Here is a 15,244-nt window from a genome sequence, read left to right on the forward strand (position 1 = left end):
GCCATGCATGTGGTCTCGACTCAATCACAGATGCGTTCGAAGGAATGACTCTTACTCAGATCGTGATCGCTCAGGGGAGGTTGATGCGGATCTGTCTGATTGCAGGAGGCGGTTTCCGTACGTGTCAGTAGGAGGGGCGAGCACTTGAGGGAGCGGATCATGGCAATGAGACTTGGGGAGTCCGGTGACGGACGCTGCTCGTTGAAGGGTTCGTATCCCCAGGTGACGTAGAGGGCTTGGACCTTGCCGTCGCCTGCCAGGGGGTTGACTGAGAGAGTGACGCGCTCCTCGGTGCGATTGGACAGGAGCGTGTCGTGGATGCGGAGGGCGGTTCCTGTGCCGCGCCAGGGGGTCCGGACCATGATCTCCTTCAGCGCAGCGGTAGAGATGTCGGTGAAGCCGAGGGGCAGTGGCTCGGTCATCCGGGACCATCAGCGGTCGTTCTCTATGAGGGTGTTTACGTAGGCATAGCTCACCTCCTAATGCTGTTGTCAAGCCGCAGCAATGACCGGGAGCCCAGGTAGGAAGCACTGTCCGTCACGAATGAGGGCCCACAGGACGTTGACGCGTCGGCGGGCCAGGGCGAGGACGGCCTGGGTGTGCCGCTTGCCTTCGGCGCGCTTGCGCTCGTAGAAGCAGCGGGACTCCTCGCAGCTGCGGATGCTGATGAGCGCGGAGGTATAGAAGACGTGTTGCAGGCCGCGGTGGTGGCGACGGGGGCGGTGCAGGTTGCCGCTGATGTTGCCGGAGTCACGGGGCACCGGGGCGACTCCGGCGAAGCTGGCCAGGCGGTCGGCACTGCCGAAGCGGCTCATGTCGCCGGCGGTGGCGGCCAAGAACTCTGCGCCCAGCAGCGGGCCGATACCGGGCATGCTGGCGATCACTTCGGCGCGGTCGTGGTCGCGAAACCGAGCCGCAATGAGCTTGTCGATCTCGGCGATCTGCTCGTTGAGGCCCATCACCTCCTTCGCCAGGGTGTGGATCACCTGGGGCGGCGATCTTCTCTCCGGGGATGGTGGTGTGCTGGCGCTCGGCCGCTTCCAGGGCGGCCCGGGCCAGGGTTCGGCGCCGCGGACCTCGCGATTGCGCAGCCAGGTCTCCAGGCGGCTGCGGCCGGTCCTGCACAGGGCGGCCGGGGTCTGATAGCCGGTCAGCAGGACCAGCGGGCCGACGTTGCCCGTGTCCAGGACCCGCTCCAACGCCGGAAATATTCCGGTGAGTTGGCCGCGCAGCCGGTTGACCCTACGGGTGCGGTCAGCCGACAAGTCCGAGCGGCGGTCGGTGAGGATCCTCAGCTCGACGACGTGCTCGTCGTCCGGTCGGATCCCGGCCGGGTCCCGGCGCATCCGGGCCTGGTCGGCCATGACGACGGCGTCCTTGGCATCAGTCTTTCCCGTGCCCCGGTTGACCGCCAGGCCCGGTATGTAGACCAGCTGCTGGCCCTGGTTTAGGAGCACGTTGATCAGTAGGGCGGCCATGCCGTTGGCGACGTCGACCGCCCAGAGCACGTCCTCGTCCAGTGCCAGTACGTCGGCGAGCAGGGCCAGCAGTTCCGGCTCGTCGTTCGGGACCGGGACTGTCAGCGTCTTGGGTCTTAAAAGATTTTCGTAGGCGTTGATCGTTCCGGTTTGGGTGTCAGCTGAGCAGGATGCGATGGCGGAGGAGGGCGAAGCCGGCTGCGGCCTGCGGCAATGGGAGGTCCTCGCCCTGTCCGAGGCGGACATCGACTTCAAGGGCGGTTGGCTGAACGTCAACCAGCAGATCCGCTTCGTCGGCAAGACGATAGTGTTCGCTCTACCGAAGGGTGACAAGGTCCGCTCGGTGTCCCTGTCGCCCCGGACTGCCGTGGCTCTGCGGGCCCACCTGAAGTCGTTCCCCCCGACGGAGGTCACGCTGCCCTGGGCGGTCGAGGGTGGCAAGCCCAGGACTCTCCGCCTGCTCTTCGTGGACGCGAAGGGCAAGGCGTACAACCGGAGCGTCTTCAACGCGGGGGACTGGAAGCGAGCGCTCGTGCACGCCGGAGTGATCCCGCCGCGCGTGTCAGGCTCGAAGTACTTCGCGGCGGCCCCTGACGACGGGATGCACGCGCTGCGGCACACCTACGCCTCGGCTCAGCTCGAAGGCAGAATCAGCATCAAGGCTCTCTTGCTGTTCCTCGGGCACTCGGACGCCGGTTTCACCCTGCGGACCTACACCCACCTCATGCCCGGCAGCGAGGGCTGCAGCCGCGCCGCTACGGACGACGTCCTCCTCGGCGGAGCGCACCAGGACCAGGGCACTGAGCATGTACCCTCGGCGGCGATGTGCCCTGAGAGTGCCCTGGCGGCCTGAACAGGCCCTCGCCAGCCCCTCCTCGGAGAGGCTTCACAGGGACTCAAAAAAACCCGCTAACCAGTAGGTCAGGGCCACATCAGGCAGTACAGCTGGTGCCCCGCGTCGTGGAGGCGGTTGGCGAAGTCGTGCCACTCGTGGAGCATCTGGTAGATCACGAAGGCGTCGCGGGGGCCGCGGCGGTCCGGGACGGTGGACCAGATGAAGGCGGCGGTGCCGAGCTCGGCCTCGTCGGCCTTGCGGAGCGGTTCGACGACGGTGTGCGGGAGCTGGAAGACGGCGTAGTCGGGGTGGAGCACGACCAGTTCCAGCGGCGGGACGTTGGCCAGCGGGATGCCCTTGATGCCGGTGAGCACCATGGCGCTCATGGTCTCCGGCTTGATCTTGGTGGAGAGGCCGCCGCTGAAGGTCTCGTCCCCGTCGCGGCCCTCCGCGCCGAAGAGCTCGCCGAGCCGGCCCAGGGTGCCGAGCTCGCCGGCGTCCAGACCGAGGCCGTCCCGGCCCAGGGCGGTCGGTACCCGGGCGGCGGTGGCTCGGTCGGGTGCACCGAAGTACTTGTAGGTCACCCCCACACCGCCACCGCCTCTGTTGCTACCACCGCTGTTACCGCTACCACTGCCCCCGCGACGCCTGCGCGAAGCCCTCGCCGGACCCTCGGACCCCTCGCGCGCCTCCGACACGGCACCATCCTTACTGGCAGTCATCGTTTTGCCAACAGGCAACGGGCGTGTGACAGTCCGGCCTCCCCGAAAGGCTCACCTTCCGCCGAGTCCCGTCGGCGGGCGGCTGTGCACTGCGGCCCGATCATCGTCCCAGATGATCGGCCGGGACATGCCGAAGGACAGGCTGCGGTTTGGAGAAGATGGGGATTTGAGAGCATGTCCTCTGTGAGCTACCCCTACGAAGCCCCCGAGTCCCAGAAGCTGTTCGATCGCGCCTCCGCGGTGACCCCCGGCGGCGTCAACTCCCCGGTCAGAGCCTTCCGCGCGGTCGGCGGCACGCCCAGGTTCATGGTCTCCGGGCAAGGCCCCTACCTCACCGACGCGGACGGCAGGGAGTACGTGGACCTGGTCTGCTCCTGGGGTCCCATGATCCTCGGGCATGCCCATCCCGATGTGATCGACGCCGTACAGGCGGCCGTCTCGCGCGGTACTTCGTTCGGTACACCGGGCCAGGGCGAGGTCGAACTGGCCGAGGAGATTGTGACCAGGGTCACTCCGGTCGAGCAGGTCCGGCTGGTCTCCTCGGGCACCGAGGCGACCATGTCGGCGATCCGGCTGGCACGCGGCTTCACCGGACGGACCAAGATCGTGAAGTTCGCCGGCTGCTACCACGGCCACGTGGACGCCCTGCTGGCGGCGGCCGGTTCCGGCCTGGCCACCTTCGCCCTGCCGGACACCCCCGGCGTCACCGGCGCCACCGCGGCCGACACCATCGTGCTGCCCTACAACGACCTGGACGCGGTCCGGGCCGCCTTCGCCGCGCACCCCGGCGAGATCGCCTGCGTCATCACCGAGGCCTCGCCCGGCAACATGGGCGTGGTCCCGCCGCTGCCCGGCTTCAACGCCGGCGTGGCGCGGCTCTGCCGCGAGGACGGCGCGCTGTTCATCTCCGACGAGGTGATGACCGGTTTCCGGGTCTCCCGCTCCGGCTGGTACGGGTACGAGTCGGCGAAGGAGGGCTGGGGACCGGAGACCGTCCCGGACCTGATGACCTTCGGCAAGGTGATGGGCGGCGGGTTCCCCGCGGCCGCGTTCGGCGGGCGCGCCGAGGTGATGGCGCAGCTGGCCCCGGCCGGGCCGGTCTACCAGGCGGGCACGCTCTCCGGTAACCCGGTGGCCACCGCCGCCGGCCTGGCCCAGCTGCGCGGCTGCACCGACGAGGTGTACGCGACGGTGGACCGGGTGTCGGCGGAGGTCTCCGGGCTCGTCGGGGAGGCGCTGAGCAAGGAGGGGGTCGCCCACCGGGTGCAGCGGGCCGGAAACATGTTCTCGGTGTTCTTCACGGACGACGAGGTGACCAACTACGACGAGGCGCGGCGCCAGGAGTCCTTCCGGTTCACGGCGTTCTTCCAGTCGATGCTGGCGAACGGGGTGTACCTGCCGCCGTCGGCGTTCGAGTCGTGGTTCGTCTCGGCCTCGCACGACGAGCGGGCCGTCGGGCGGATCGCTGAGGCGTTGCCTTCGGCTGCGCGGGCTGCTGCCGCGGCGGTTCCCGGGTAGGTGGGTGGGGGCGCGGTGGGATGCGGTTGTGCTGACCGTAGATGGTTGGCCGCGCAGTTCCCCGCGCCCCTATGAGCCCCTGCGGGGCTCCCGGGGGCGATACTGGCGCCAGGTTTCGATGTAGAGGAGCAGTACAGGTGAGCAGTCCTGAGACCACCGTCGTCCATCTCATGCGGCATGGTGAGGTGCACAACCCGGAGGGTGTGCTCTACGGGCGGCTGCCCGACTACCACCTCTCCGAGCTGGGGCGGAAGATGGCCGACCGGGTCGCCGACCACCTCAGCGGACGGGACGTCACGCATGTCGTCGCCTCCCCGCTGGAGCGGGCGCAGGAGACGGCGGCGCCGATCGGCGCGGCCCACGGGCTGGCCGTCGCCGCCGACGAGCGCCTGATCGAGGCCGCCAACATCTTCGAGGGCAAGACCTTCGGCGTCGGCGACGGCTCGCTGCGCAACCCGCAGTACTGGAAGTACCTGACCAACCCGTTCCGTCCGTCCTGGGGCGAGCCGTACATCGAGCAGGTGGTGCGGATGATGGGCGCGTTGAACGCGGCCAGGGACGCCGCGCGCGGGCACGAGGCCGTGTGCGTCAGCCACCAGCTGCCGATCTGGATCACCCGCAGCTTCACCGAGCACCGCCGGCTGTGGCACGACCCGCGCAAGCGGCAGTGCTCGCTGGCGAGCCTGACCAGCTTCACCTACCACGGGGACAAGATCGTCTCCATCGGCTACAGCGAGCCGGCCCGGGACCTGCTGCCGGCCCACCTCACCGGCAAGGGCCGCCGCGGTGACGCCCCGGTCGCCAAGAGCTTCGGCGCCTAGGGTTCGAACGTGGGCCGGAGTGATCATCTGACTGGTTGACAGAACACGGTGTCGCGGCAGGTCAGCACGGCTGCCGCGACCCGTCGCCGGGGTCGGTGAAACCGCTCAAAACACCCATGCGAAACTCTTCACATGCGTTCCCGTCCGCTCCGCCGCAGCTCCGCACGTACGCTGATCGCCGCCCTCGCGGCCGCGTCGGCCCTGGCTCTGGCCGCCTGCTCGACGTCCTCCTCAGGGTCGAGCGACAGCTCCGGCACCAACTTCGTCAAGGGCACCGGCGAGACGAGCTCCGTGGCGGTCAAGGACCGGGGTGCGGCGATCAGCATCTCCGGCAAGGACCTGGACGGCAACCAGCTCAGCCTCGCCGACTACCGGGGCAAGGTCGTGGTGCTCAACGTCTGGGGCTCCTGGTGCTCGCCCTGCCGGGCCGAGGCGGACGGACTGGAGTCGGTGTACACCGCTGACAAGTCCAAGGGCGTGCAGTTCGTCGGCATCGACACCCGCGACCTGCAGACCGCGCAGCCCAAGGCCTTCGTCGCGGACCACAACATCACCTATCCGAGCCTCTACGACCCGGCCGGTGACCTGCTGCTGAAGTTCCCGGCGGGGACGCTCAACCCGCAGACCATCCCCACCACGATCATCCTGGACCGCCAGGGCCGGGTCGCCGCCCGCGCGCTGCTCCCGCTGAGCAGCTCGCAGCTGACGCAGATGCTGGCCCCGGTACTCGCGGAGAAGTCGTGAGCGGCGCCGCGCCGGTACTGCTCGCGGACATCAGCGGCCAGGTCTCCGGGGCGCTGATACTGGCCGTCCCGGTCGCCCTGCTCGGCGGACTGGTCTCCTTCTTCTCGCCCTGCGTGCTGCCGCTGGTGCCCGGCTACCTCTCCTATGTGACCGGTTTCTCCGCGGTGGACCTGGCGAGTGCCGAGGGCCGGCGCCGCGGCCGGGTCGTGCTCGGCGCGGTGCTGTTCATCCTGGGATTCACGGCGGTGTTTGTCTCCGGCGGCGCGCTGTTCGGCTTCTTCGGCAACCACCTGCTGGCGCACCAGCGGGTGATCTCCGAGGTGTCCGGGGTGCTCACCATCGCCATGGGCCTGGCCTTCATGGGCTTCCTGCCCGGCTTCACCCAGCGCGAGCTGCGCAGCCACCGCAAGCCGATCGTCGGGCTGCTGGGCGCGCCGATGCTGGGCATCGTGTTCGGGGTCGGCTGGACCCCGTGCCTGGGACCGACCCTCACCGCCGTGAACGCCCTGTCGATGAACCAGGCCAGCGCGAGCCGCGGCGCGCTGCTGATGGCCGTCTACTGCATCGGCCTCGGCCTGCCCTTCATCCTCGCCGCACTCGCCTTCCGGCGGGCGCTGGGCGCGTTCGGGTGGGTCAAGAAGAACTACCAGTGGGTCATGCGGATCGGCGGCGGAATGCTCGTCGTGGTCGGCATCCTGTTGGTCACGGGGGCGTGGGACCAGCTGGTCGGCCAGCTGCGCTACTGGACCTCCGACTTCACCACGGGAATCTGACTCATGACCGACGATCGAGAAGCCGCCGACGCACAGGCCGCCGACGCCCGAGCCGCCGAGGAGCGCGACGAACTGTCCGCCGCCGGCCGGCTCAGCAGCGCGCCGGTCGCCGAGCAGGACCAGCCCGAGGCCGAGGTCGTCGGCATAGGCGTGCTGGGCTGGCTGCGCTGGACCTGGCGTCAGCTGACGTCCATGCGGGTCGCGCTGATACTGCTGTTCCTGCTGTCGCTCGCGGCGGTGCCGGGATCGCTGATCCCGCAGACCGCCGCCTCGCCGTCCAAGGTCGAGGCCTGGCAGGAGAAGCACAAGGCCTGGGTGTCGCTCTTCGACAAGCTGGGGATGTTCCACGTCTACAGCTCGTTCTGGTTCTCGGCGATCTACATCCTGCTGTTCGTCTCCCTGGTGGGCTGCATCATCCCGCGCACCTGGCAGTTCGTCGGCGTGCTGCGGGCCAGGCCGCCGGCGGCGCCGCGGCACCTGGTCCGGCTGCCGGTCTACGCGACCTGGCGCAGCAGCGCGGACGCCGACACCGTCCTCACCGCGGCGCACGGGGCGCTGCGCAAGCGCCGGTTCCGGACCTCGGCCGCGGGCGACGCGATCAGCTCGGAGAAGGGCTACCTGCGCGAGTTCGGCAACCTGCTGTTCCACATCTCCCTGGTGGCGATGCTGATCGCCTTCGCGGTCACCAAGCTGGCCGGCGGCCAGGGCACGGTGATCGTGGTGGAGGGCGGCACCTTCAGCAACAACGTCACCCAGTACGACGACTTCGAGCCCAGCAGCCTCTACACCGCGGACAGCCTCAAGGCCTTCGGCTTCACCCTGGACGGGTTCGACGCCAGCTTCCAGACCAGCGGCAGCGCGCGCGGAGAGGCCGTCAACTTCGACGCCAGGCTGTCCTACTGGCTGGGCTCGGACGGCAAGAAGACCTCCGGCACGGCCTCCGTCAACCACCCGCTGCAGGTGGACGGCGACAACATCTACCTGACCGCGCACGGCTTCGCGCCGGTGATAAAGGTGACCAACGCCAAGGGCGAGGTCATCTACGACGGTGCGACGCCCTGCCTGCCGCAGGACGCCAATGTGACCTCGCTGTGCACCATCAAGGTCACCGACGGCTACGTCGGCAAGGACGGCAAGAAGACCCAGCTCGGCTTCAGCGGCATCTTCGCCCCCACCGCCGAGGTCGACCCGGTGCTCGGCCCGAGGTCGACCTTCCCCGCCGCCAACAACCCCGGCCTGTTCATCACCGGCTACCAGGGCGACCTGGGCATGGACACGGGCATCGCGCAGAGCGTCTACCAGCTCGACACCACGGCGATGAAGCAGCTGAAGCTGGACAAGACCAACCCCTGGAAGGCGCAGCTGCACCCCGGTCAGGGCATGAAGCTCCCGGACGGCGGGACGATCACCATGACCGGCCTCAAGCAGTGGGCCAACTTCACCGTGGCGCACAACCCGGGCACCGGCTCCGCGCTGGTCAGCTCGGCCCTGGCGATCATCGGGCTGATCGGCTCGCTGTTCGTCCAGCGCCGCCGGATCTGGGTGCGGGCGGTGACCGGCGCGGACGGGGTGACCGTCGTCGAGCTGGCCGGGCTGGCCCGCAGCGAGTCCTCGCGCATCGCCGACGAGCTGGCCGAAGTGGCCCTGGTCCTCCAGGACTCCGCCCCAGCCGACCGGGACGGGGACGGAACCGATCACGGCGAAGACGCAGACGACGATCCGTCAGCAGAAGATCCCGAACTGACCGCCACCTCCCTCTCCAAGGAACGCTGAGCGCGATGAATCTTGCAGCGGCAGAGTCCGTCAACAGCAACCTCGCCCATATCTCCAACGTGCTGATCTACTCGTCGATGGCGGTGTACCTCTTCGCCTTCCTCGCCTACACGGCCGAGTGGACCTTCGGTGGCCGCAGCCGGGTCGCCCGTCAGTCGGCGGCGCTCTCCGCCCGTCCGGGCGAGTCCGTCGCCACCGCGGTGGCCGAGGCCGAGGCGGCCGCCAGCACGGCGGCGCCCACGGTCTCGGTCAGCGTCGCCAAGGCCGGCGGCGGGACCACCACGCTGACCCGCACCGTCGCCGCCAAGGCCGGCAAGGTCGACATCGTGGCGAAGGGCGACTCCGCCCCACCGGTCGAGGGCGCGGGCGCGTCCGGCGGCGACGAGCAGGCCGACCGGCTCGGCCGGATCGCGGTCAGCCTCACCACCCTCGCCGCGCTGCTGCAGCTCGGCGGCGTGGTCACCCGCGGGATGTCGGCGGGCCGTCCGCCGTGGGGCAACCTCTACGAGTTCACCTGCGCGATGACGCTGGTCGCGGTGATGGTCTTCCTGGGGCTGCTGTACTCCGGGCGCGACGTCCGCTGGCTCGGCCTGCCGCTGATGCTGGGCGTGCTGACCGGGCTCGGCGTCGCCGTCACCGTCCTCTACGCGGCCTCCGAGCAGCTGGTACCGGCGCTGCACTCGTACTGGCTCTGGATCCACGTCTCCGGCGCGATGATCTGCGGCGGAGCGCTCTACGCGGGAGCGATCACCGCCGGGATGTACGTCTGCAAGGACTTCTACGAGGCAGCCAGGGCCGAGGGCCGCACCAAGGGCGGCCGCTGGTCGGACATCTGCGAGCGGATGCCGTCGGCGGCCACCCTGGACAAGCTGTCCTACCGCATCAACGCCATCGTCTTCCCGCTGTGGACCTTCACCATCGTCGCCGGCGCGATCTGGGCGGAGTCGGCCTGGGGCCACTACTGGCAGTGGGACCCGACCGAGACCTGGGCCTTCATCACCTGGGTCGTCTACGCCTGTTACCTGCACGCGCGGGCGACGGCGGGCTGGAAGGGCCGCAAGGCCGCGGTGCTGGCCCTGGTCGCCTTCAGCTGCTACCTGATCAACGCCTACGGCGTCTCCATCTTCATCAATGGAGTCCACTCCTACGCGGGTCTGTAGGCCGGGGGTCCGGGGGTTGCCCCCCCGGGGGGGATGGAGTATCAACGGCGTCCACTCCTACGCGGGTCTGTAGGGACGGGTCCTCAGGCCCGGATCCTCAGACCCGGGCCTGAGCCGGCGTCAGTGGCGGTGGCGGCCGTGGCGGTTGATGCCGATCATCAGCACCAGGCCGGTGCCGATGAACGCGGCCGCGCCCCACGCCAGCACGCCCGTGTCGGTCGTGTCCGAGCTGCTGTGCGCCACCCGCGTCGGCTCCGCCGCATGCGCGGCTGTCGGCAGCAGCATGGTGCAGCCGGTCACGGCGGCGGTCAGCAGGACGGCGGTGGCGATGACGACGATGCGGCGGACACGAGCGGACATGGCTGGTTCCCCCTGGGAACGGTGGTGGTGATAGCGACAAGCCTGCCACCGGAAGATCCCTGCATCGTCCATCCGCCGTTACAGCGGGGCAACAGTCGCGGCGGACGGTGCGGCGGGAACCGGGGCGGCGGCGTCCTGTCGGTGGAACCAGGCAGAATGCCCGCGTACAGGTTGACCGACCCGTACGGTTCCCCCGCCATCGGGTGGGGGCGGCGAGAGCGGGGAGACGACGGCCATGGACACACGGATCGTAGGGGACACGGCAGGCGGCGCGGCCGACGGCTTCGGGACGGCGGGGCTGCGGCGGCGGGTGCTGGAGGCGTGGACGGCGTCGCCGGCCCGGTTCCGCGAGGACGCCAACGCCGAGGAGGAGCTCGCCCTCGGCGGCTACCGGGACCGGCTGGTCGTCGAGCTGGCCCAGAACGCCGCCGACGCGGCGGCCCGGGCCGGGGTGCCCGGACGGCTGAAGCTGGCGCTGCGCGACGGGGTGCTCTGCGCCGCCAACACCGGTGCGCCGCTGGACCCGCAGGGCGTGGAGTCGCTGTCGACGCTCAGGGCCTCCTCCAAGCGCGAGCAGGAGTCGCAGGTGGGCCGGTTCGGCGTCGGCTTCGCCGCGGTCCTCGCGGTGTCCGACGAGCCCGCGGTGCTGAGCCGGCCCGGCGGGGTGCGCTGGTCGCTGGGCGAGGCCAGGGCCCTGGTCGAGGAGCGCGCCGAGCTGACCGAGGAGCTGCGCCGCCGGGACGGGCACGTCCCGCTGCTGCGGCTGCCGCTGCCCGCGCAGGGCACCCCGCCGGACGGCTACGACACCGTGGTGGTGCTGCCGCTGCGCGACTCCGCCGCCACCGATCTGACCCGCCGGCTGCTGGACGAGATCGACGACGCCCTGCTGCTGACGCTCGGCGGGCTGGTCGAGGTGGTGGTCGAGACGGAGGCCGGGACCAGGACCCTGACCCGCCGTGAACTGCCCGCCGCCAACGAGGAGAGCGGCCCGCTGGTGGTGGTCGTGGCGAGCGACGCGGGGGAGAGCCGCTGGCAGGTGGCCTCGGCCGGCGGCGAGCTGGCCGCCGAACTGCTCCAGGACCGCACCGTCGAGGAACGGCACCGCCCGCACTGGTCGCTGACCTGGGCCGTACCGGTGGACGCCGAAGGCCGCCCGCAGCGGCCCGGCACCGCCCCGGTGGTGCACGCGCCGACCCCGACCGACGAGCCGCTGGGCGTCCCCGCGCTGCTGATCGCCTCCTTCCCGCTGGACTCGACGCGCCGTCACATCGCCCCGGGGGCACTGACCGACTTCCTGGTGGCCCGGGCCGGCGAGGTCTATGCCGCGCTGGTGCGCGAGCGCGGCGCCGACCTGAGCTCGCTGGACCTGGTCCCCGGCCCGCTGGGCCAGGGCGAGTTGGACGCCCAGCTGCGCCGCGCGGTGCTGGACGGGCTCCCGGAGATCCCCTTCTTGCCCGCCGCCGGCGAGGGCCCCGCCCTGCGTCCGCGCGACGCGGTGGTGCTGGAGGGGGCGGACGCCGGCACGGTCCGCGCCCTCGCCGACGTCCTGCCGGGGCTGCTGCCGGCCGGTCTGGAGCGCCGGCAGGAGCTGCGCACCCTCGGCGTGCGCCGGGTCGCCCTGGCCGAGACCGTGGACCAACTCGCCAACCTGGAGAAGGAGCCCGCCTGGTGGCGCAACCTCTACGGCGCGCTGGCCGGCAGCGGGTCCGGCGGCGCCGCTGCGGAGACCCTGGGCGCGCTGCCGGTCCCGCTCGCCGACGGCCGGATGGTCACCGGGCCGCGCCGGGTGCTGGTCCCGGTCGACCTCCCCGCGGACTCGGCGATCCCGGCCGAGGACCTGGCCCTGCTCGGCCTGCGGCTGGCCCACCCCGACGCCGCGCACCCGCTGCTGGAGAAGCTGGGCGCCGGCACCGCCAGCCCGGTCGGCCTGCTGGAGAGCGCCGAACTGCAGGCGGCCGTCCGCCGCTCGGTCGACCTGGACGACCAGGACGAGGCCGAGGACGTCGCCGAGGCGGTGCTGCGGATCGTCCGGGCCGCGGTCCGGGCCGGGGACCTGGCCGAGGGCGGGTACCCGTGGCTGGCGCACCTCGCGCTGCCGGACGACGAGGGCGAGCTGGTGGCCGCCGGGGAACTGGTGCTGCCGGGCAGCCCGTTGGCCGCGATCGTGCACGAGGACGACGCGGTGTTCCTCGACGACGAGTGGCTGGAGCGCTGGGGCCCCGAGGTGCTGCGCGCCGTGGGCGTCGGCCACACCCTGGGGCTGGTCCGCGCCGAGGAGGTGGTGCTGGACCCGGACGACCTGGAACGGCTCGACCCCACCGCCCCCGCCGACCGCGCCGCCGGCGGCGAGCCCGGCGGCCTGCTGGACGAGGCCCCGGACGGCTTCGCCGACTGGGCCGAGGAGGCCGCCGACCTGCTGACCAAGGACCGGTCGGAGGGCCCCGAGGTGCCGCCGGTCGCCGCCGAACTGCTCGCCGTCCGCGACCTGGACCTGGTCGCCGACGACGCCTGGCCGCAGGCGCTGGCCATGCTGGCCGCCCCGCCGCTGCGCGACGCCGTGGTGGTGCCGGTCCGGCTGCTGCTCCCGGACGGCCGCACCGCCCAGGTTCCGCCGTACGCCGCCTGGTGGCTGCGGGACCATCCGGTGCTGGACGGCCGCCGTCCAGCCGGACTGCGCGCCGCCGGCGCCGACCCGCTGCTGCGCGGCCTCTACGAGGAGGCCCGCACCCGGCTGGACGAGGTCTTCCTGCACGCCCTCGGGGTGCGCACCACCCTGTCCGCACTGCTGGCCGAGACCGACGGCCCTGACGAGGTGCTGTACCGGATGACCGACCCGGACAGCGAGGTGTCGCACCGTCAGCTGCACGGCCTCTACACCGCGCTGGCCTCGGTCGAGCTGAGCCGGATCGCCCTGCCCGAGGAGGTCCGCGCGCTGCCCCCGCTGGAGCCGGACACCCTCCGCCGTCCCGCGGGCACCGTCATCGTGGACGTCACCGAGGCCGTCATCGCCGACGCCCCGGACCTGGTCCAGCTGCTGGACGACTTCCCGCTGATCACCGTCGCCCCGGCGCTGGCCGCCGCCCTCGGCGAACGGCTGCACGTCTCGCTGGCCAGCGAGGTGGCCGGCGGCCGGGTGCTCAGCGAGGGCACCGTGCACCGGGTCCCGGAGGAGGTCAAGGAACTGCTCCCGGGCTGCCCCGAGGTCTACGAGGAGCACGAGGAACTGCTGGTGGTGGGCCCGGACGGGCAGGACGCGGCGGTGGACTGGCGCTGGGACCCGGACAGCCCGGCACCCCGACCGACCGGCGAAGGCGAAGGCGACGCGGACGCGGCCGGCGACGGGGCAGAGGAGGAGGCCGAGCGCGACGAGTTCGCCGCCCCGGTGCCGCCCGGCGCCCTGCACGCGGCCACCCCGGAGGGCCTGGCCGCCGGACTGGCCTGGGCGGCCGGCCAGTGGCACCGCCGGTTCGAGGTGCTGGCCGTGCTCGGCGACCCGGACCGCGCCTACGAACTCAGCGCGGCCCGGGACTTCGAGTGAGTGCCCAGCGGGCCGCGGCTCAGCCGCTGACCAGCTTCAGCACGTAGAACTGCTGCTGGTCGAAGACCGTCTGGTAGACCGTGCCCGGGTGCAGCCCCTCGACGTACCCGGGCACGTCGGTCGGGGCGCTGGGGGACCAGCCGTAGGACATGTCCAGGGCCACGTACTGCGGCGGCGAGGTCTTGTCGCCGCCGACCCAGTACAGCTGGGTGCGCCCGGCCAGATGGGCCATCAGCGTCACATTGGCCTCGACGGTCACCCCGTCCGGGACGGCCGCCGTGGCCTGCTGCAGCATGGCGATCCGGTCGCTGGAGGCGTAGGTGGACGGGGACAGCACATTGGAGGCGGGGAGGTTCATGGTGATGCACAGCGCCGCCGCGATCCCGGTCACCGCAGGGACGACGGCCCGACCCGCGTAGGCGCGCAGCCACTCCCAGGGGCCTGACTCCTCCGACCGCCGGATCGCGTCCACCAGGGCCAGGAAGAGGATCGGCATCAGCACCGCGCTGTAGTGCCAGTCCATGCCCCAGTAGGCGTCGTTGGACGAGGTGAACCGCCACAGCAGGGTCGGCAGCGCGATCAGCACCAGCGGCGAGCGCAGCGCCAGGAAGCCGGTGATCGCGATCAGATAGCCCAGGGTGTGCAGCTTCACGTCCGGCGAGAACAGGCTGTGCAGCAGCCCGAACGGCGCGGTGAACAGCTCGTGGGTGGGGGAGTCGCCGGGCAGCTTGGACATGTAGTCGTACTGTCCGGTCGGGTTGAAGTGCGGGATCACCAGATAGATGGTGATCACCAGCATCGCCGCGCCGTAGACGGTGAGCAGCGCGCCGATCATCCGCTGCCGCAGCAGCACCAGCACGATGCCGATCGCCGCGACGGTCAGCCCCATGTCCTCCTTGACCAGCACCAGCGGCAGCGCCCAGAACGCGGCCGGGTACCAGCGCTTCAGCACGATGTTGCGCAGCACCAGGGCCAGCAGCGGCACGCCGAAGGCGATCTCGTGGAAGTCGAAGTCGACGGCCCGCTGGAGCCCCCAGGACAGCCCGTAGGCGATGCCGACGCACAGGCCCTTGGCCCGCGTGGTCAGCTTCGCCGCGGTGTCCGACACGATGGTGACCGAGCCGGCGAACAGCGCGGCCTGGGCGACCAGCAGGGTGACCGGGCTGGGGAAGACCCGGTAGAAGGGCGCCAGCAGCGCCAGGATCGGGCTGAAGTGGTCGCCGAGGATGTTGTAGCCGGCGCCCTTTATGGTGACGATCGGCGCCTGGAGGTGGGCGTAGTCCCTGACCTCCTGGACGAAGATCGCGGTGTCCCAGGACATCGAGGCGAAGTGCGTGTACCTGACTATCGAGATCGCACAGTATCCGGCGAGGAAGACCAGTCCCAGCACCAGGTGCGGCACCGCCGAGCGCGGCGGCATCAGGCGCGGACGGCGGCGCGGGGTCCCGGCCGGAACGCCGATGTCCGCCTCGGGGGCATCGGTGTCAGTCGTCATGATCTCCCCTGCGGACGTACTCGAACC

The 15,244-nt window shown here is 71.0% G+C and carries 13 protein-coding genes; 8 read left to right on the forward strand and 5 right to left on the reverse strand.

Translation table 11 applies throughout. From position 1 onward, the window contains the following. Positions 1–20 precede the first annotated feature (20 nt). Both IF29_RS46330 and IF29_RS42450 read right to left on the reverse strand, forming a co-directional pair. Complete coding sequence (locus tag IF29_RS46330; protein ID WP_157623983.1) at positions 21–422, reverse strand: hypothetical protein; 402 nt, start codon at positions 420–422, stop codon at positions 21–23. A 69-nt stretch (positions 423–491) separates the two neighbouring features. Further along, the gene (locus tag IF29_RS42450; RefSeq protein WP_232242644.1) at positions 492–1,724 is read right to left on the reverse strand and encodes an IS110 family RNA-guided transposase; all 1,233 of its coding nucleotides are present in this window, start codon (positions 1,722–1,724) and stop codon (positions 492–494) included. Here IF29_RS42450 and IF29_RS0129270 point away from each other — a divergent pair. Then, complete coding sequence (locus IF29_RS0129270; RefSeq protein WP_051726174.1) at positions 1,633–2,331, forward strand: tyrosine-type recombinase/integrase; 699 nt, start codon at positions 1,633–1,635, stop codon at positions 2,329–2,331. The two genes, IF29_RS42450 and IF29_RS0129270, sit on opposite strands and share 92 nt — an antisense overlap. A 68-nt stretch (positions 2,332–2,399) precedes the next feature. Here the strand turns inward: IF29_RS0129270 and IF29_RS0129275 are convergent, their stop codons facing one another. Beyond that, entirely contained in the window at positions 2,400–2,897 is a 498-nt protein-coding gene (locus IF29_RS0129275; RefSeq protein WP_084715161.1) for a hypothetical protein, read from the reverse strand. 312 nt (positions 2,898–3,209) lie between these two features. Between IF29_RS0129275 and hemL the strand changes: the two genes are divergently transcribed. From hemL to ccsB, 6 genes are all read left to right on the forward strand, one after another. After that, positions 3,210–4,553 (forward strand): glutamate-1-semialdehyde 2,1-aminomutase, encoded by a 1,344-nt coding sequence (hemL, locus tag IF29_RS0129280; RefSeq protein WP_030261148.1) that lies wholly within the window; start codon positions 3,210–3,212, stop codon positions 4,551–4,553. Between the two features lie 170 nt (positions 4,554–4,723). Next, on the forward strand, positions 4,724–5,374 hold the full coding sequence (locus IF29_RS0129285; RefSeq protein WP_232242652.1) for a histidine phosphatase family protein: 651 nt from the start codon (positions 4,724–4,726) through the stop codon (positions 5,372–5,374). A gap of 132 nt (positions 5,375–5,506) precedes the next feature. Further along, on the forward strand, positions 5,507–6,118 hold the full coding sequence (locus tag IF29_RS0129290; protein WP_030261152.1) for a TlpA family protein disulfide reductase: 612 nt from the start codon (positions 5,507–5,509) through the stop codon (positions 6,116–6,118). Continuing rightward, a complete protein-coding gene (locus IF29_RS0129295) occupies positions 6,115–6,891 on the forward strand; it encodes a cytochrome c biogenesis CcdA family protein (RefSeq protein ID WP_084715165.1) in 777 nt (258 codons plus the stop codon). The genes IF29_RS0129290 and IF29_RS0129295 overlap by 4 nt, the downstream gene beginning before the upstream one ends. Before the next feature lie 3 nt (positions 6,892–6,894). Continuing rightward, a complete protein-coding gene (gene resB / locus IF29_RS0129300) occupies positions 6,895–8,664 on the forward strand; it encodes a cytochrome c biogenesis protein ResB (protein WP_051726175.1) in 1,770 nt (589 codons plus the stop codon). Between the two features lie 5 nt (positions 8,665–8,669). Further along, positions 8,670–9,824 carry a c-type cytochrome biogenesis protein CcsB gene (gene ccsB / locus IF29_RS0129305; protein ID WP_030261160.1) on the forward strand — a complete coding sequence of 385 codons (1,155 nt, stop codon included), beginning with the start codon at positions 8,670–8,672 and terminating at the stop codon, positions 9,822–9,824. Between the two features lie 120 nt (positions 9,825–9,944). On the opposite strand, the gene IF29_RS0129310 is transcribed toward ccsB, so the two are convergent. Continuing rightward, positions 9,945–10,184 (reverse strand): hypothetical protein, encoded by a 240-nt coding sequence (locus tag IF29_RS0129310; RefSeq protein WP_030261162.1) that lies wholly within the window; start codon positions 10,182–10,184, stop codon positions 9,945–9,947. A 235-nt stretch (positions 10,185–10,419) separates the two neighbouring features. Between IF29_RS0129310 and IF29_RS0129315 the strand changes: the two genes are divergently transcribed. Continuing rightward, on the forward strand, positions 10,420–13,722 hold the full coding sequence (locus IF29_RS0129315; protein ID WP_030261165.1) for a sacsin N-terminal ATP-binding-like domain-containing protein: 3,303 nt from the start codon (positions 10,420–10,422) through the stop codon (positions 13,720–13,722). 19 nt (positions 13,723–13,741) lie between these two features. Here the strand turns inward: IF29_RS0129315 and IF29_RS0129320 are convergent, their stop codons facing one another. After that, positions 13,742–15,217 (reverse strand): DUF2079 domain-containing protein, encoded by a 1,476-nt coding sequence (locus IF29_RS0129320; RefSeq protein ID WP_051726176.1) that lies wholly within the window; start codon positions 15,215–15,217, stop codon positions 13,742–13,744. Positions 15,218–15,244 lie beyond the last annotated feature (27 nt).

Source organism: Streptacidiphilus jeojiense (assembly GCF_000719095.1).
Lineage (GTDB): Bacteria > Actinomycetota > Actinomycetes > Streptomycetales > Streptomycetaceae > Streptacidiphilus > Streptacidiphilus jeojiensis.